This window comes from Pseudomonas sp. 14P5.3.2 (assembly GCF_057799175.1).
Window position 1 is genome coordinate 1 of the sequence record NZ_JBYOKU010000041.1, and the last position, 16,364, is coordinate 16,364.

The 16,364-nt window shown below is 62.5% G+C and carries 17 protein-coding genes; 10 read left to right on the forward strand and 7 right to left on the reverse strand.

Annotated elements, in window-relative coordinates; genetic code table 11:
- Positions 1–332: 332 nt before the first annotated feature.
- The 5 genes from AC27VU_RS24805 to AC27VU_RS24825 are packed head-to-tail and all read right to left on the reverse strand — an operon-like array spanning position 333 to position 5,645.
- Positions 333–1,355 (reverse strand): GlxA family transcriptional regulator, encoded by a 1,023-nt coding sequence (locus AC27VU_RS24805; RefSeq protein WP_103520607.1) that lies wholly within the window; start codon positions 1,353–1,355, stop codon positions 333–335.
- A 50-nt stretch (positions 1,356–1,405) separates the two neighbouring features.
- On the reverse strand, positions 1,406–2,527 hold the full coding sequence (locus AC27VU_RS24810) for an agmatine deiminase family protein (RefSeq protein WP_488725116.1): 1,122 nt from the start codon (positions 2,525–2,527) through the stop codon (positions 1,406–1,408).
- Between the two features lie 47 nt (positions 2,528–2,574).
- The gene (locus AC27VU_RS24815) at positions 2,575–3,678 is read right to left on the reverse strand and encodes an extracellular solute-binding protein (protein WP_488725117.1); all 1,104 of its coding nucleotides are present in this window, start codon (positions 3,676–3,678) and stop codon (positions 2,575–2,577) included.
- Between the two features lie 2 nt (positions 3,679–3,680).
- Positions 3,681–4,589 carry an N-carbamoylputrescine amidase gene (gene aguB / locus AC27VU_RS24820; protein WP_488725118.1) on the reverse strand — a complete coding sequence of 303 codons (909 nt, stop codon included), beginning with the start codon at positions 4,587–4,589 and terminating at the stop codon, positions 3,681–3,683.
- 3 nt (positions 4,590–4,592) lie between these two features.
- Positions 4,593–5,645, reverse strand: a complete 1,053-nt coding sequence (locus AC27VU_RS24825) for an agmatine deiminase family protein (protein WP_488725119.1) — start codon at positions 5,643–5,645, stop codon at positions 4,593–4,595.
- 135 nt (positions 5,646–5,780) lie between these two features.
- Between AC27VU_RS24825 and AC27VU_RS24830 the strand changes: the two genes are divergently transcribed.
- Entirely contained in the window at positions 5,781–6,641 is an 861-nt protein-coding gene (locus AC27VU_RS24830) for a LysR substrate-binding domain-containing protein (protein ID WP_045122417.1), read from the forward strand.
- Here AC27VU_RS24830 and AC27VU_RS24835 read toward each other — a convergent pair.
- Positions 6,619–7,545, reverse strand: coding sequence for a LysR family transcriptional regulator (locus AC27VU_RS24835; protein WP_488725120.1), 927 nt, complete (start codon positions 7,543–7,545; stop codon positions 6,619–6,621). The two genes, AC27VU_RS24830 and AC27VU_RS24835, sit on opposite strands and share 23 nt — an antisense overlap.
- A 122-nt stretch (positions 7,546–7,667) precedes the next feature.
- Here AC27VU_RS24835 and AC27VU_RS24840 point away from each other — a divergent pair, with 122 nt between their 5' ends.
- From AC27VU_RS24840 to phnE, 7 genes are all read left to right on the forward strand, one after another.
- Entirely contained in the window at positions 7,668–8,066 is a 399-nt protein-coding gene (locus tag AC27VU_RS24840) for a RidA family protein (RefSeq protein ID WP_338801669.1), read from the forward strand.
- Between the two features lie 74 nt (positions 8,067–8,140).
- Positions 8,141–8,698: a helix-turn-helix domain-containing protein gene (locus AC27VU_RS24845; RefSeq protein ID WP_488725121.1), complete on the forward strand. Its 558-nt coding sequence runs from the start codon at positions 8,141–8,143 to the stop codon at positions 8,696–8,698.
- A gap of 77 nt (positions 8,699–8,775) precedes the next feature.
- Entirely contained in the window at positions 8,776–9,366 is a 591-nt protein-coding gene (locus AC27VU_RS24850; RefSeq protein ID WP_488725122.1) for an HD domain-containing protein, read from the forward strand.
- 189 nt (positions 9,367–9,555) lie between these two features.
- Positions 9,556–10,419: a putative selenate ABC transporter substrate-binding protein gene (locus AC27VU_RS24855; protein WP_041072554.1), complete on the forward strand. Its 864-nt coding sequence runs from the start codon at positions 9,556–9,558 to the stop codon at positions 10,417–10,419.
- On the forward strand, positions 10,416–11,213 hold the full coding sequence (locus AC27VU_RS24860) for a phosphonate ABC transporter ATP-binding protein (RefSeq protein WP_003224395.1): 798 nt from the start codon (positions 10,416–10,418) through the stop codon (positions 11,211–11,213). The genes AC27VU_RS24855 and AC27VU_RS24860 overlap by 4 nt, the downstream gene beginning before the upstream one ends.
- Entirely contained in the window at positions 11,207–12,034 is an 828-nt protein-coding gene (locus AC27VU_RS24865) for a PhnE/PtxC family ABC transporter permease (protein WP_103520759.1), read from the forward strand. Before AC27VU_RS24860 ends, AC27VU_RS24865 begins: the two co-directional genes overlap by 7 nt.
- Positions 12,031–12,798: a phosphonate ABC transporter, permease protein PhnE gene (gene phnE, locus AC27VU_RS24870; RefSeq protein ID WP_003224391.1), complete on the forward strand. Its 768-nt coding sequence runs from the start codon at positions 12,031–12,033 to the stop codon at positions 12,796–12,798. Before AC27VU_RS24865 ends, phnE begins: the two co-directional genes overlap by 4 nt.
- A gap of 10 nt (positions 12,799–12,808) precedes the next feature.
- Here phnE and AC27VU_RS24875 read toward each other — a convergent pair whose 3' ends face one another.
- Positions 12,809–13,582: a PAS domain-containing protein gene (locus tag AC27VU_RS24875; RefSeq protein WP_488725123.1), complete on the reverse strand. Its 774-nt coding sequence runs from the start codon at positions 13,580–13,582 to the stop codon at positions 12,809–12,811.
- A gap of 200 nt (positions 13,583–13,782) precedes the next feature.
- On the opposite strand from AC27VU_RS24875, the gene AC27VU_RS24880 reads away from it, so the two are divergent.
- Positions 13,783–15,411 carry an APC family permease gene (locus tag AC27VU_RS24880; protein WP_103485019.1) on the forward strand — a complete coding sequence of 543 codons (1,629 nt, stop codon included), beginning with the start codon at positions 13,783–13,785 and terminating at the stop codon, positions 15,409–15,411.
- Between the two features lie 22 nt (positions 15,412–15,433).
- Positions 15,434–16,360, forward strand: coding sequence for a 4-hydroxyproline epimerase (locus AC27VU_RS24885; RefSeq protein ID WP_488725124.1), 927 nt, complete (start codon positions 15,434–15,436; stop codon positions 16,358–16,360).
- Positions 16,361–16,364 lie beyond the last annotated feature (4 nt).

The following is a 16,364-nucleotide window of genomic DNA, read 5'->3' on the forward strand; positions in this document are numbered from 1 at the left end:
AGCCAGTGGTTCTGACACCACCCAATTAAACCTGTGGGAGCGGGCTTGCTCGCGAAGGGGCCGCGTCAGCCACTTCATATGCTGACTGACACACCGCCTTCGCGAGCAAGCCCGCTCCCACATTGGTGCGCTAAGCCAGTGGCTCTGACACCACTCAATTAAACCTGTGGGAGCGGGCTTGCTCGCGAAGGGGCCGCGTCAGCCAATTCATATGCTGACTGACACACCGCTTTCGCGAGCAAGCCCGCTCCCACATTGGTCTGCGCTCAGCCATTGGCTCTGACACCAATCACAGGGGTTGGGTCTGTGGCTGGCAGTAGAAACAGCGCGGGTTATTTGACCAGGCGTTTTTCCCTGGACGGTCGGTAGCCAAAGAACGCGCTGTAGCATTTGCTGAAATGGCTCGGCGAAACGAAACCACAGGCCACCAGCACTTCCATCTGCGACAGCTCGGTGTGTTGCAACAGGCGCCGGGCTTCGGTGATACGCAATTCGAGGTAATAGCGCTGCGGCGTGGTGCCCAGTTGCTCCTTGAACAAACGCTCCAGCTGACGCCGCGATCGGCCGGCATACACCGCCAGTTGCTCCAGCTCCAATGGCTCTTCGAGGTTGGCATCCATCAGTTTCACCACCTCGCGCAAGGGTGCGCTGACGCAGAGGTTTTCGTCCGGTTTGATCCGCCGGTACCGCGACTCCTCGAACGCCAGAATATCCTCGATGCCTTCGACCAGCGCCTTGCCGTGCAGGCCTTTGATCCAGTCCAGCGCCATATGGAACGCCCCGGACGGACTCGACGCGGTGAGTCGATCACGATCAATCACATACGGCTCGCTGCTGACCTGGGTGGCTTTGGCAATTTCCGTGAGCGCCGGACGATGTTCCGGGTGGATCGCACATCGATAGCCATCAAGGAGCCCAGCGCGGCCGAGAAACCACGCACCGTTCCACAATCCGGCCAGACCGACACCGCGCTCTGCGGCGCAGCGCAACAGGCTGATCAACTCCTCGCTGGCCTTCAGCTCGGTGCGGTAGCCGCCACACACCACCAGCAGATCCAGCTGAGCAAGACTGGCCGGGTCAATCCGCGAGTCCGGACGAATCACCAGTCCCAGATCGCTGATCACCTCTCCCTCGCCCAGACCGAACGTGCGCGAGCTGAACAGTCCGGCGCGCAACAGATTGGCGGTGATGATGGTATCCAGCGCCTGGGTGAAGGCCGGCAGTGAAAAGTGCTCCAGCAACAGGAAACCGGTGCGGGTGATGCGGGTCTCGGCGGCTTGCTCATTCAGATAGCGGAGGTTTTTACCCTTCATGCCTCCGCTGAATTGACGTCGTTCGATCAAGGTCTGGCCCATCGGTCATGTTGTTATCCGCCGATAGTTGGCTTGCCGGGCCAAAGAGTCAATCACGCTTGCGGCTGATGACTGGTCACGCAGTGAATCCCGCCGCCACCGGCAGCAATCGCATCGATGTTCAGCAACTCGACTTTGCGCTCCGGATACAGCTTCGACAGCAGGTCGTAAGCCTTCTGGTCGGCTGCCTTGTCGCCGAATTCCGGGGCGATGATCGCGCCGTTGATCACGAAGTAGTTGATGTAACCGGCAGCGAAATCCGGGTTGTTCTGATTGAACTTGCTTTTGCGCGGCTTGAGCGGCGGCGAAATCGTGTGGATCTGCAGTTTGCGACCATCAGCGTCGGTGGCTTTCTGGAGAATCTCCAGGTGCGCCAGCGTGACTTGGTGATCGTAGGATTCAGGGTCGCTGTCGAGGTTGGCGATCACCACACCGGGCTTGATGAACCGCGCATAGAAATCGACGTGAGCGTCGGTGATGTCCTTGCCCTTGATCCCCGGCAGCCAGATGATTTTGCGCAGACCCAGACGCGCCTTCAATTCAGCCTCGACCTCGGCCTTGCTCCAGCCCGGATTGCGGTTGCTGTTGATCCAGCTGCTCTCGGTCATGATCCCGGTGCCGTGACCGTCGACTTCAATGCCGCCGCCCTCGCCCACCAGCTCGCTGCGCAGGTAAGCCGCCTGTGCGTCGGCGGCCACGCGCGCGGCGATTTTTGCATCCTTGCTGTGCCGCTGTTTGTCGCCCCAACCGTTGAAATTGAAGTCCACGGCGCCGAGTCCGCCCCTGTCGTCGATGACAAAATTGGCGCCGATGTCACGCATCCAGATGTCGTCGAGCGCGGCGGTCACGTAGGTGACGTTGCGGGTGCCGCAGTACTCTTCGGCGAGGCTGCGTTCGCCGCTGCGACAGAACACCGTGAGCGGTTCATAACGGGCAATGGTGCGGGCAATGCGGCCCAGCGCAGCCTGCACATCCGCGGTGAAATCTTCCCAGATCGCATCCTGTGCGCCGAAAGCGATGAAGGCGCGCTCGTGCTTGTCGCCCTCGTCCGGCATGAACCAATCCCCCGCGCTGGCCGCCAGCAATTTGCCCGGCGTCAGGCCAAGGCCCATGACCGCGGCGCTGACACCTGCGGCGACTGATACCTGTTTGATGAACTCTCGACGCGTCGACATATCTGGTTTTCCTGAAAAGAGCCGGCGACCGGGCGCCGGCGGTTGAATCATGGCTGAGTGGCGGTTTTGAATTTGGTCCAGGTGCGCATCCGTGCACGCATATCGGCCTGAGGAATGTCCTTGCCCGGGATCAATCGAGCGTAGGTCACCTCATCGAGGTAGATATCCGGGTTGTTGCGCATCGCCGCATCGACGCTGGCCCGCGCCTTGACGTTGGAAGTCGGGTAACCGGTGAAGTTACTGATCGCCGCCATGTTCTGCGGGAGCATCACAAAGTTGATGAACGCGTAGGCGTATTCCGGATGTTTCGCATCGACCGGAATCGCCATCGTGTCCATCCACACCGTGGTGCCTTCGCGGGGGATGCGGTATTCGAATCGGGTGGTCTTGCCGGCGCTGTCCGAGGTGCGCTGGGCCTGGGTCATGTCACCGCTGTAACCCAGCGACAGGCACAGGTTGCCGTTGACCAGATCGGTCACCGGTTGCGACTGGAACTTGCGCACGTAAGGCCGCAGCTTCATCAGCACCTCACTGGCCGCCGCCAGATCCTCCGGTTTCGCGCTGCGCGGATCGCGACCCAGATAATTGAGCACCACCGCCAGCACTTCATCCGGCGAGTCGATCAGCGAAATTCCACAGTCGGCAAACTTCGCCGCCAGCTCCGGTTTGAACAGCATGTCCAGGCTATTAACCGGTGCGTCGGCCATGCGCTGCTGGATCTGCGCCGCGTTGTACGTCAGGCCGATGGTGCCCCAGGTGTAGGGCACGGTGGCCTGGCTGGAGTGTTCGTAATGGCTGCGCAATTTCTGCAAACCGGGTTCGATGTCGGCCAGCGCCGTCAGCTTCGATTGATCCAGCGGCAACAGGCTGCCGGCCCGCATCAGGCGCTCGGCTACGGTGTCGCCGGGGAAGATCAGGTCATAGCCGCTGCCACCAGAGAGCATCTTCGCTTCGAGGGTTTCACTGCCGTCCATGACGTCATAAATCACCTTGATCCCGGTTTCCGCGGTAAAGCGGCTCAGGGTGTCTTCGGCAAAATAATCGGCCCAGTTGTACAGCCGCAGGGTTTTGTCCTCGGCGTGCAGCGACGGGATCACGCATGTCAGCGCCAGACCCAGCGCGCCCAGCAGTCTTTTGTGGTGCGTAGCCATGTTCAAACCCCTTGAGTGTTCCAGCGTGCATGGAGGTGGCGGCCGTCCTGACTGAGTAGCGCGCCGTACATGTCCGGCCGCCGGTCGCGGTAGATGCCCCAGCTCAGGCGCTCTTCGCGCATCGCGTCGAGATCGAGGCGGTGCACCAGCACGCCGCTACTGTCGCGATCGGCTTCGGCGAGCAATCGGCCTTTGTGATCGCTGATAAACGACGAGCCGTAAAAGCTCATTTGCAGCGACGAATCAGTGGTTGCAACTTCTCGCCCGACCCGGTTGGCGGCTACCACCGGCAGCAGATTGGCGGCAGCATGACCGCGCATGGTCATCTGCCAGTGATCGCGGGAATCCAGCCCCGTGCATCCCGGCTCAGAGCCAATGGCCGTGGGGAACAGCAACACTTCAGCACCCATCAACGCCAGACAACGTGCAGTCTCGGGGAACCACTGATCCCAGCAGATACCCACGCCGAGGCGACCGAACGCGGTGTCCCAAACGCGGAAACCGCTGTCGCCGGGGCTGAAATATTCCTTCTCCTGATAACCGATGGCGTTGGGGATGTGGGTCTTGCGATACACCCCCGACAGACGCCCGTCGGCATCGGCCACGCTCAACGAATTGAAGAAGGCGTTGCCGGCCCTCTCGAACCAGCTCAGCGGCAACACCACGCCCAGCTCTTTGGCCAGCGCAGCGAAACGCTGCAGCACGCGGCTGTCACGGTATTCCTCGGCCAGCGCCAGATGTTTGTGGCTCTGTTCGATGCAGAAATACGGCGTGGCGAACAGCTCCTGCAACAGGATCACCTGCGCGCCCTTCGCGGCGGCCTCACGCACCAGTTGCTCGGCCTGATCGAGGTTGCGCGGCAGATCCCAGGTGCACGGCATCTGGGTGGTGGCGATGGTCAGATGGCTCATCGCTCAACCCTCCACCGGCCAGGCGGGCTGCTGCTGGGTGATGCAATGCACCCCGCCGCCGCCATGGGCCAGATGATTGATGCGCACCGGCACCACTTCGCGTCCGGGGAACGCCTGCGCCAGCACTTTGGCCGCCGCCTCGTCGGCCTCGATGCCGTAGGCCGGCATGATGATCGCGCCGTTGGCGATGTAGAAATTGGTGTACGAGGCGCAGAACACTTCGGCGTCGCTGTCCACCGCTTCGCTGGCTTCGAACAGTTCGATCAGCTCGAACTTGCGCCCTTGGGCGTCGGTCGCCAACTCCAATGCGCGGCGATTTTCCCGCACCACTTCGGCGTACACCGAACTCTGGTCATGCGTCGCATCCACCAGCAACACGCCGGGACGGGCGAAGGCGCAGACACCATCGACGTGGCCGTCGGTCATGTCGCCGGTGACGTAATCCGGATCGCCCGGCAACCAGATGGTTTTCTTCACGCCCAATAGACGGCTGAAGATTTCTTCCATCTCGACCTTGCCGATCCCCGGGTTGCGATTGGGGTTGAGCAGCACCGACTCGGTGGTGATCAGCGTGCCCTCGCCGTCGACATGAATCGCCCCGCCCTCGTTGCTCAGCGGCGTGCCGAAGCATTCCAGCCCCAGATGATTGAGCGCGCGCCGCGCGAGGCTTTCGTCCAGCTCATGCGCCGACTTGCCGCCCCAGGCATTGAAGCGCCAGCTGACACCGGCCAGCCCTTGTTGCGGGTGGCAGACGAAGCTTGGGCCAGAGTCGCGGCACCAACTGTCGTTGACCACCAGCGGGATCAGCTCGATGTTCGGCCCGCACAGGGCTTTGGCGCTCGCTAGCGCCGACGGATCAACGACCATTTTCACCGGTTCGAAGCGTGCGATGGCGTTGGCGACCCGGGCGAAATCCTCTTGCACCAGCGGCAAGGTCACGCGCCATCCCGATTCCCACAGCGCCTGGTTATGCGGCCAGACCATCCACGTCGCGGCATGCGTCACCCATTCGGCAGGCATCATCCAAGCGTTGTTGTTATTCTCGTTGCGCGGCATGACAAGCACCTCTCGATTAAGCCATTGTGTTCAATGGAAATTGCCGTGATTTGGCTTGAGGTGAATGCTACTGAGCTGAAACCGCGCCAACAAACGATGGATTTAGCGCACAACTGATTAGAGGAACTTATCGATATGCTCAAGCACTGGCCGCCGCTCAGCTCCCTGCGCGGCTTCGAAGCGGCTGCGCGCCTCGGCAGTTTTCACAAGGCCGCCGATGAGCTGAGCCTCACCCAATCGGCGATCAGCCAGCAGATCCGCAGCCTTGAGGCGTATCTCGAACAACCGCTGTTCTTTCGCAGCGGTCGCAGCGTGTCGCTGACCGATGCCGGCCACGATCTGCTCAGCACCACCCAGGCGATGCTGCAGCAACTGGCGGTCGGCATCCGGCGTCTGGGGCAATATCAGAAGCCCAACCAACTGGTGCTCAACACCACGCCAGCGTTTGCCCGGCACTGGCTGCTGCCGCGTCTGGCGGATTTTCGGCGCCAGCATCCGCAGGTCGATCTGTGGATTTTCAGCACCGATGAAGTGCCGGACATGGCCACGCAAACCATCGATCTGGCGGTGCGCGACGACATCAGCTCCCAGGCTGAATGCAGCTTCAAGGTGCTGCATGCCGACCGCCTGTTTCCGGCGTGTCATCCCAGCGTGTTGGCGCAACCTGCCGCGCAGCGCACCACCCTGCACGGTGAGCGTGAAATGGACTGGAGCCACTGGGCGGTGGAGGCTGGCGTCGATGTCGGGCAGCAGGATCAGGGGCTGAATTTTTCCGATCCAGGCTTGTTGCTCGATGCCGCTGCGGCGGGGTTGGGGATTGCGCTGGTCAGTCAGTTGCTCAGCCGTCAGGCGCAGGAAAACGGGCTGCTGCAACCCTTGGTGGAGCAAACCATTCGTGGCCCGAACTGGGCGCTGCTGACGCATCGCGACAGCGAGAATGACCCGATGGCGCGATGCTTCAGCGAGTGGCTGATCAAAAACCTCGGCGCTCGATGACCGGTGCATGCTGCGCCATCAGCTCGATGATCCAGTCGATGAACACCCGCAGTTTCAGGCTGACATGCCGGTTCGGCGGATATGCCACATAAAGCGGCATCGGTTCGAGTTGCCAGTCCTCGAACAGCGGCACCAACTCACCCCGGGCCTGATGTGCGTCCGACATATACCTGGGTAACCACAGCACGCCCATGCCGGCCAGACCTGCCGCAAGGTAGGCATTGCCGTCATCGACCGCCAGCACGTGACGCCCCTTGATCTGCAGGTGTTCGCTGTCACGGTGCAAGGCGTATGGCACCGGTTTGCCGGTGCGCGCCCAAAGAAAGCCGACCACCCGATGATGCGAGTCTTCCAGCTCCCGTGGGTGCAGCGGCGTGCCGGCGCGGGCCAGATAACTCGGCGCGGCGAAGACCCCAAGCTGAAGATCGGCAACCCGCCGCGCCATCAGTGACTGATCGAGCAATTCGCCGCCGCGCACCACGCAATCGACGTTCTCATCGATGATGTCGACGATGCGGTCGCTGACGCCCATGTCGATCTGAATATCCGGGTAACGCGCGTGAAACTCAGGCAACGCCGGCATCAGGATCAGCCTTGCCAGCGGACTTGGCACATCGACGCGCAAGCGCCCTCGGGGCAATGCCGAGGCGCCGGACAGACCGGTTTCAGCGTCGTCCATATCGGCCAATAACTTGATCACTCGCTCGTAGTAAATCGCGCCATCAGCAGTGACGTTGACCTTGCGTGTGGTGCGGTTGAGCAACTTGACCCGCAGCCGTGCCTCCAGTTGCTGCACCAGTTGCGTCACGGTGGTCTTGCTCATGTGCAAGGTCTCGGCAGCCTTGGTGAAGCTGCCCGCCTCGACCACCCGGGCGAACGCCTGCATTGCATCGAAACGGTCCACTTTGCGCCCTCGGATTGTTTGGATTTTGCAAACAGTGAACGCCAAGGTTGCGCGTTTATCGCGGCTGCGCAAGTCCCTAAAGTCACTCCATCGTCAATGACCAAACAATGATGGAGACACCCATGACCCAGCGCGACGTCGTTTTCCCGCCAGCCCGCCATGCGCTTTACGAGCGTCATCGCTATTCGCCGGCGATTCGTTCCAACGGTTTCCTGTTCGTCTCGGGACAAGTCGGCAGCCGTGAAGATGGTTCGCCCGAGCCGGATCTGCAGGACCAGGTGCGCCTGGCCTTCAACAACCTCAATGCGATTCTCGACGCCGCCGGTGGCAGCTTCGCCGACGCGGTCGACGTCACGGTGTTTATGGTCGATCCGCAATCGACCTTCGAAACCATCTGGGAAGTGGTGCCGGAGTTCTGGGGCAGCGCGCCGTATCCGACGATCACTGCGGTCGGCGTGACCTGGCTGGCCGGGTTTCAGTTCGAGATCAAGGTGATCGCCAGGCTGCGCGAAACGGCCTGATCGTCTGGCGGATTTGCACCGGGGGTCGGCAGTCTTCAGACTGTCCGGCCGGCCACCTTTTCCCGACACCCTCCATGTCAGACCTGCTATTGAAGCCCGCCCTGCCCGGTATCGCCTTGCGACGCTGGCGCCTGCTGCATCGCGTCAAACAGACGCATGCGGCGCAGTTGTTCAACGTCACCCAGTCGACCATTTCCCGCTGGGAAAGCGGTGTGCAGGCGCTGGAGCCGGCCGCACAGCAACAGCTGGAGCGCTTGCTGGCTGCGCGCCTGGACAGCGCGGCCGATCAGGTATTGGCGCGTCTGGTCGGGGAAAGTCAGCGGCCGATGCACCTGATCTGCGACCTCACCCACCGTTTGCTGGCCTGCTCTCCTGCGCGTACTGCCGAGTTCACCCAGCCCTTGAGTACGTTGCTGGGACAGTCGCTGTGGCGCTTCGCAACGCCGGAAATTGTGCTTAGAGAGTCAGCCCTGACGAGCACTGGCTGGCACGAGATTCAGGCGCCGCCGGCCGTGGAATTCAGCACCGGCAGCAATGCCTCCGACCTCGTGCCGATTCGTCCCAGCCTGTGCCGCTGGACGCGCATTGCGCTGTCTGACGGCAGCGCCGCGCGTCTGGTGGAAACCCTCTGAACGCATATTTTATGCGTGGACGCCAAGTGTCTTCAGTTCTAGGCTGAGCTTTTCGGCGTATTCAGCCAGGCAGACACATGAACCTCGAAATCATCAAGGGCCGCCTCGATTTTCTGCGCGAAGCAGAAAAACTCAAGGACATCCTGCGCAGCGCGCACACCTCCAGCGGCCGCACCGAAAGCACCGCCGAACACAGCTGGCGCCTGTGCCTGATGGCGATTGTCTTCGCCGATCAACTGGCCGGCCTCGACCTGCTCAAAGTCCTGAAGATGTGCGTGATTCACGATATGGGCGAAGCCATCAATGGCGATATTCCTGCGGTCAATCAAGCCGCGTTCCCCGACAAGGGCGAACAGGAGCGCAACGACCTTCTGCTGCTGACCCGTTCGCTCGATGAAGCACTGCGCAACGAGATTCTGGCGCTGTGGGACGACTACGAAAATGCGCAGTCCGCCGAAGCCAAAGCGGTCAAGGCATTGGATAAGCTGGAGACCTTGTTGCAGCACAATCAAGGTTTGAACCCGGCGGATTTCGACTACGGTTTCAATCTGGGCTACGGAAAGAAATACACCAGCGCCGACCCGGTTTTCGCCACCCTGCGCGAGCTGATCGACCAAGACACCCGACAGCGCATCAGCGACCGCCAAAGCGGCACCGAGCGTTCCTGAATCAGTTGTTTCATCTCAGCCCCATCCGCTGGCATGAAACGTGGAGCAAAACATCCCCGGGTACCCGCGCTGGCCTTTGACTGCCCGGCTGCGTATAACCTCGCCGTTTCGTCTAACCTGATTGAGCGCCCGAGCGCGACACCTCGCGCCCTGCACTTAGAATGCGACGCTCATGAAACGGAGATTTCCATGCTCAAACGAACCCTGGCACTGACTGCTGGTCTGGCCCTGTCTTTTTCTGCTCTGGTGGCGCATGCCGCCGATGTGTTGCGGGTCAGCGCGATTCCCGATGAAGCCCCGACCGAATTGCTGCGCAAGTTCGAGCCGCTGGGCGCGTATCTGGAGCAGCAGTTGGGCATGAAAGTGCAGTTCGTTCCCGTGGCCGACTATCCGGCGGTGGTTGAAGCGCTGGCGACCGATCGCCTAGACATGGCCTGGCTGGGCGGTTTCACTTTTGTTCAGGCGCGCCTGAAGACCGACGCCACCACCCCGGTTATCCCGCTGGTGCAGCGCGAGCAGGATGCGCAGTTCACCAGCAAGTTCATCACCGCCGACCCGAACGTGAAGAGTCTGGCCGACCTCAAGGGCAAGACCTTCGCTTTCGGCTCGGTGTCGTCGACGTCCGGCAGCCTGATGCCGCGTTATTTCATGCTGAAGAACGACAACATCAAGCCTGAAGCCTATTTCAGCCGCGTCGCCTACTCCGGCGCGCATGACGCCACCGTGGCCTGGGTCCAGGCCGGTAAGGTCGACGCAGGCGTGCTGAATGCCAGCGTCTGGCAGAAACTGGTGGATGCCGGCAAGGTCGACACCAGCAAAGTCCACGTGTTCGCCACCACCCCGGCCTACTTCGATTACAACTGGACCGTGCGCGGCACCCTCGACCCGGCGCTGGCGGCGAAGATCAAGAAAGCCTTCCTCGACCTCGATCCGGCCAACCCTGAGCAGAAGAAGATTCTTGATCTGCAGGCGGCCAGCCGCTTCATCGACACCAAACCCGAGAACTACAAGGGCATCGAGGAAGCCGCTCGCGCTGCCGACCTGCTGAAATGACCCTGAGCCTCAAACACGCCAGCCTGCACCACGCCAACGGGGTCGACGCGTTACGCGGCGTTGACCTGCAGATTGGCGTGGGTGAACAGGTAGCGATCATCGGCCCTTCCGGGGCTGGCAAGTCGAGTCTGTTGAATCTGCTGGCCACCGCGTTGCGCCCCAGCAGCGGTGAAATCGAGGTGCTGGGCGAGCGTCCCTGGCACCTATCCGCCCATCAACGGCAACGCCTGCGTGCGCGCATCGGCCTGGTTCACCAAGCACCGCCGCTGCCGCCGCGCCAACGGGTGGTGACGGCGGTGCTGGCCGGCAAACTCGGGCAGTGGAGCCTGGGCAAAAGCCTGCTGAATCTGCTGCATCCCACGGACATTCCCGGCGCCCGTGCGGCCCTCGCCCGGTTGGATCTGGGCGACAAACTCTTCGCTTACTGCCAGCAATTGTCCGGCGGCCAATTGCAGCGCGTAGGCATCGCCCGGGTGCTGTATCAGGCGCCGGAGGTTCTGCTGGCGGACGAACCGGTGTCGGCGATGGACCCGGTGCTCGCCGGGCACACCCTGTCGATCCTCGCGCAGCACGCGCGGGCGCACAACGTCACACTGGTGGCGAGCCTGCACGCGGTGGAACTGGCGCTGGCGCATTTCCCGCGGGTCATCGGCCTGCGCGACGGCCAGATCCTGTTTGACAGCCCTGCCGAACAGGTCAGCCGCGAAATGCTCGACACGCTGTACGCCAACGAGCAATTGCAAAGCCCGACGACGCCCAGTGCGCCGCTGATTGTGCAGATCCCGCGATGCTGAGGGCTGATTCACGCGACCCGGCCGCCGCGCCGCGCTTGTTGCTGACTCTGCTGGCGCTGGCCTTGCTGTGGCCGGGCATCCAGCTCAGCGAACTGGATCTTGGGGTGTTGCTGCACAGCGACAGCCAGACCGAAATGGGCCGCTTCATCTCCGGATTCTGGCCACCGGCGCATGACCACGACTTTCTCCAGTTACTGTTCAAAGCCACCCTGCAAACACTGGCCATCGCCACCGCCGGCATGGCTCTGGCGCTGCTGCTGGCGGTGCCGGCGAGCCTGATTGCCAGCCGCGCACTGTCGTTGTCTGCGGCGTCCCGGAGCGGCATTCCCAGTCGGGTCGGGCGCTTGCTGCGCTGGCCGGTGCGCGGATTGCTGATCTTCTTGCGCAGCGTGCCGGAGATCGTCTGGGCACTGCTGTTTGTGCGTGCCGTGGGCCTCGGCCCGGCGGCAGGTGTGCTGGCGATCGCCATCACCTACAGCGGCATGCTCGGCAAGGTCTACGCGGAAATTTTCGAATCCACCGACCAACGCCCGGCGCACGCCTTGATGCAGGCCGGCAGCGGACGACTCGCGGCGTTCGCCTACGGGATTCTGCCGAATGTCGCGGCCGAGTTGCTGTCGTACACGGTGTATCGCTGGGAGTGCGCGATTCGTGCGTCGGTGGTGATGGGGTTTGTCGGCGCCGGAGGCCTCGGCCAACAGATCGACCTGTCACTGCGCATGTTCGCCAGCGGTGAAGTGGCGAGCATGTTGCTGACGTTCCTGATTCTGGTGCTCGGTGCCGACCAACTCAGCCGTCTGCTGCGCTGGAGGCTGACATGAATCGCCTGATCAATCTGTTGCTGATCGTCGGTATTGGCGTCGCAGTCATCGCCTCGTTCGGTTACCTCGAACTCGACCTCGGTGAACTCGGCAGCGCCACCAGCCTCAAGCAGATGGGTGCCTACGCGCAGCGCTTTCTCAGCCCGGACCTGAGCGCCACGCATTTGCAGGCGATCCTCAAGGGCTCGCTGGAAACCCTCGCCATGTCGGCCCTCGGCACCCTGCTCGCGGCGGTGTTCGGCATTCTCCTCGCGCTGCCCGCGGCCGGGCGTTTCGGCTGGCCGTTGCAAAGCGCTTCGCGCCTGCTGCTCAACGGCCTGCGGGCGATTCCGGAACTGGTGTGGGCGGCGCTGATGGTGCTCGCCGCCGGCCTCGGCCCGAACGCCGGCACCCTCGCGCTGGCCCTGCACACCACCGGCGTCCTCGGCCGGTTGTTCGCCGAAGCGCTGGAAAACACCCCGCCAGAACCGGCCGAAGCGATCCGATTGCAAGGCGGCAACCCGGTGCTCGCGTTCTGCTACGGCACCCTGCCCAACCTCGCCCCGCAATTGCTCGCGTATTGCCTGTATCGCTGGGAAAACAACATCCGCATGGCCAGCGTGCTGGGCTTCGTCGGTGCCGGTGGTTTGGGGCAGATGCTGTATGTCAGCCTGAGCCTGTTTCAGGAAGCGCAGGCGAGTACGGTGATTCTGGCGATGCTGATTCTGGTGCTGGGCGTGGATTCACTGAGCGCCTGGAGCCGGCAGCGCTGGGTCAAGGCCTGACGGGCAAACCTCACTGCTCCGTCGCCAACCGATACTGGCGCGGGGTAAATCCGGTCGACGCCTTGAACTGCCGGGTGAACGCGCTGTGGTCGGTATAGCCGCACTGCAGCGCCACTTCGGTGATTGGCAACTCGCCGTGCAACAGCCGATGCGCATGCTCAAGACGGACTTTCTGGATCATCTGCCGCGGCGTCAGGTGGAACACGCGCTTGCAGTAGCGCTCCAGTTGCGCCACTGAAATCCCGGCGATGCGCGTCAGTTCGCCGAGGCTGACCCGGCGATTGAAATTCGCCCGAATGTATTCATCCACCGCCGCCAGTCGCTGATACGCCGGATGGGTTTCGCTGGCGGTTTGCAGGTCGACGGAAATTCCCGCCAGGCCAATGATCCGATTATCCCGGTCGTACAGCGGGCGCTTGTGCGTCAGGCACCAACCCGGTTCGCGGCTGCCGTACAGATGCAGCTCCAACTGATCCTCCAACACAAACCCTTCTTCCAGCACCCGCCGATCCTGCTCGGTATAGCCCGGCCCCAATTGCGCCGGAAACACCTCGGCGCTGGTCTTGCCCAGTAACGGTCGCAGGTCTTTCAAACCGCAGCGCTGCACCAGCGTCTGGTTGGCCATGACATAGCGCGCCTGCAGATCCTTGATGAAGATCGCCGCGTTGGGAATCACGTCGAGCATGGGCAACAGCAGCGCCATGCTGGCGAGCAGATCGTCGAGGCTCTGCGGTCGGCTCGCCTCGTTCTGCTGGCTCAGGATCGCAAACGCATTCTGCGTCATGACTGTCACTCCCCACGGTGCGCATTGGCTTGCGCGCAGATTGCCCGATGGCCGACAGCCTGTCGAGCCGGGCCTTTGCCGTTGACCACTGTGCTGATTTCGTCATCGTCACCGGCAAAAAACATCAATCGCGGATCGCCTGTTGAGTTCACTGTAGCGCCACTGCACGCCCCTCCAACAACCAACAAGAAGGCGACGCTATGACAGGCCAAGGCAAGTTCAAGAAGCAACTTTCACTGATAGACCTCACGTTCATCGGACTGGGGGCGATCTTCGGTTCGGGCTGGTTGTTCGCGGCCAGTCACGTGTCGGCCATCGCCGGCCCGGCAGGGATCTTTTCCTGGTTGCTCGGCGGTTTCGCCGTGTTGCTGCTGGGCATCGTCTACTGCGAACTGGGCGCCGCGCTGCCCCGTGCCGGCGGTGTAGTGCGCTACCCGGTTTACTCCCACGGCCCGCTGCTCGGCTACCTGATGGGCTTCATCACGCTGATCGCGTTTTCCAGTCTGGTGGCGATCGAAGTGGTTGCCTCGCGGCAATATGCGGCAGCGTGGTTTCCCGAGTTGACCAAGGTCGGCTCCAGCGACCCGACCGTGCTTGGCTGGTTCGTGCAGTTCGGGCTGTTGTGCCTGTTTTTCCTGCTCAACTACCGCAGCGTGAAGACCTTCGCCATGGCCAACAATCTGGTCAGCGTGTTCAAGTTCATCGTGCCGCTGCTGGTGATCGGCGTGCTGTTCACCTTCTTCAAACCGGCCAACTTCCAGGTGCACGGCTTTGCGCCGTTCGGCCTGTCCGGCATCGAAATGGCCGTGTCGGCCGGCGGGGTGATCTTCGCTTATCTGGGCCTGACGCCGATCATTTCCGTGGCCAGCGAAGTGAAGAACCCGCAACGCACGATTCCGATTGCGCTGATCCTTTCGGTGCTGCTGTCCACCGCGATTTACGTGTTGCTGCAAACCGCTTTCCTCGGTGGCATTCCGACCGAAATGCTCGCCAATGGCTGGGCCGGCGTCGCCAAGGAACTGGCCCTGCCGTATCGCGACATCGCCCTGGCACTGGGCGTCGGCTGGCTGGCGTATCTGGTGGTGGCCGATGCGGTGATCTCGCCCAGCGGCTGCGGCAACATCTACATGAACGCCACGCCACGGGTGATCTACGGCTGGGCGCAGACCGGGACCTTTTTCAAGATCTTCACCCGCATTGATGAAAAATCCGGCATTCCGCGCCCGGCGCTGTGGCTGACCTTTGGCCTGTCGGTGTTCTGGACCCTGCCGTTCCCGTCGTGGGAAGCGCTGATCAACGTGGTCTCCGCCGCGCTGGTGTTGAGCTATGCGGTGGCCCCGGTGACGGTGGCCGCACTGCGCCGCAACGCGCCGGACATGCCGCGTCCGTTCCGGGTCAAGGGCATGCGTGTGCTCGGGCCGCTGTCGTTCATCATTGCCGCACTGATCGTCTACTGGTCGGGCTGGGGCACCGTGTCGTGGTTGCTCGGTTTGCAGATCCTGATGTTCGTCATCTATCTGCTGTGTGGGCGCATGGTGCCGACCGCGCACTTGAACCTCGGCCAGCAAGTTCGCTCGTCGGCGTGGCTGATCGGCTTCTACGCGGTGACCATCGTCCTCTCCAAACTCGGCAGCTTCGGCGGTATCGGCGTACTCAGCCATCCGTTCGACACCGTGATCGTCGCGGTCTGCGCGCTGGGCATCTACTACTGGGGCGCCGCCACCGGCGTACCGGCACACCTGATTCGTCTGGAAACCGAGGACGACGAAAGCGAAGCCGCTGAATCCTCCACCCATTCGGCACAGGGCCAGCGCCCTGCTCACGCCTGACTTTGATTGAAGGGATGCGTTCATGAAACGACTGCACATCATCGATTCCCATACCGGCGGTGAACCCACGCGCCTGGTGATGAAAGGCTTCCCCGAGCTGCCCGGCAACAGCATCGCCGAGCAGCGCGACGCACTACGCGAAAGCCACGATCAATGGCGCCGCGCCTGCCTGCTCGAACCGCGTGGCAACGACGTACTGGTCGGCGCGCTGTACTGCGCGCCGGTCTCGCCGGATGCCACTTGCGGGGTGATCTTCTTCAACAACGCCGGCTACCTCGGCATGTGCGGCCACGGCACCATCGGCCTGGTCAACTCGCTGCATTACCTGGGCCGCATCGAACCGGGCGTGCACAAGATCGACACCCCGGTCGGCCCGGTCAGCGCCACCCTGCACGAGGACGGCGCGGTAACCCTGGGCAACGTCCCGGCCTGGCGCTACCGCAAACAGGTGCCGGTGGACGTGCCCGGTTACGGTCGCGTGGTCGGCGATATCGCCTGGGGCGGCAACTGGTTTTTCCTCGTCTCCGAGCACGGCCAGGACCTGCAGATGAGCAACGTCGAAGCCCTCACCGATTACACCTGGGCGATGCTCAAGGCCCTGGAAGCCCAAGGCATTCACGGTGAGGACGGCGCGCTGATCGACCACGTCGAGCTGTTTGCCGACGACCCCAAGGCTGACAGCCGCAACTTCGTCATGTGCCCGGGCAAGGCCTACGACCGCTCGCCCTGCGGCACCGGCACCAGCGCCAAACTCGCCTGCCTGGCCGCTGACGGCAAACTCGCTGAAGGCCAGGTCTGGACCCAGGCCAGCATCACCGGTAGCCAGTTCGAAGGCTGCTTCGAATGGCATGGCGAGCGCGTGCGCCCGTTCATTACCGGCCGCGCCTACATGACCGCCGACGCCACTCTGCTGATCGACGAGCAGGACCCTTTCGCGTGGGGCATCTGAGTGC

Bases quoted from the DNA above. Each gene is read 5' to 3' on its own strand.
- AC27VU_RS24875 (WP_488725123.1), bottom strand. From the start codon at position 13,582: ATGACGCAGAATGCGTTTGCGATCCTGAGCCAGCAGAACGAGGCGAGC.
- AC27VU_RS24850 (WP_488725122.1), top strand. From the start codon at position 8,776: ATGAACCTCGAAATCATCAAGGGCCGCCTCGATTTTCTGCGCGAAGCA.
- AC27VU_RS24840 (WP_338801669.1), top strand. From the start codon at position 7,668: ATGACCCAGCGCGACGTCGTTTTCCCGCCAGCCCGCCATGCGCTTTAC.
- aguB (WP_488725118.1), bottom strand. From the start codon at position 4,589: ATGAGCCATCTGACCATCGCCACCACCCAGATGCCGTGCACCTGGGAT.
- AC27VU_RS24880 (WP_103485019.1), top strand. From the start codon at position 13,783: ATGACAGGCCAAGGCAAGTTCAAGAAGCAACTTTCACTGATAGACCTC.
- AC27VU_RS24805 (WP_103520607.1), bottom strand. From the start codon at position 1,355: ATGGGCCAGACCTTGATCGAACGACGTCAATTCAGCGGAGGCATGAAG.
- AC27VU_RS24845 (WP_488725121.1), top strand. From the start codon at position 8,141: ATGTCAGACCTGCTATTGAAGCCCGCCCTGCCCGGTATCGCCTTGCGA.
- AC27VU_RS24855 (WP_041072554.1), top strand. From the start codon at position 9,556: ATGCTCAAACGAACCCTGGCACTGACTGCTGGTCTGGCCCTGTCTTTT.
- AC27VU_RS24810 (WP_488725116.1), bottom strand. From the start codon at position 2,527: ATGTCGACGCGTCGAGAGTTCATCAAACAGGTATCAGTCGCCGCAGGT.
- AC27VU_RS24825 (WP_488725119.1), bottom strand. From the start codon at position 5,645: ATGCCGCGCAACGAGAATAACAACAACGCTTGGATGATGCCTGCCGAA.
- AC27VU_RS24830 (WP_045122417.1), top strand. From the start codon at position 5,781: ATGCTCAAGCACTGGCCGCCGCTCAGCTCCCTGCGCGGCTTCGAAGCG.
- AC27VU_RS24815 (WP_488725117.1), bottom strand. From the start codon at position 3,678: ATGGCTACGCACCACAAAAGACTGCTGGGCGCGCTGGGTCTGGCGCTG.
- AC27VU_RS24865 (WP_103520759.1), top strand. From the start codon at position 11,207: ATGCTGAGGGCTGATTCACGCGACCCGGCCGCCGCGCCGCGCTTGTTG.
- AC27VU_RS24860 (WP_003224395.1), top strand. From the start codon at position 10,416: ATGACCCTGAGCCTCAAACACGCCAGCCTGCACCACGCCAACGGGGTC.
- AC27VU_RS24885 (WP_488725124.1), top strand. From the start codon at position 15,434: ATGAAACGACTGCACATCATCGATTCCCATACCGGCGGTGAACCCACG.
- phnE (WP_003224391.1), top strand. From the start codon at position 12,031: ATGAATCGCCTGATCAATCTGTTGCTGATCGTCGGTATTGGCGTCGCA.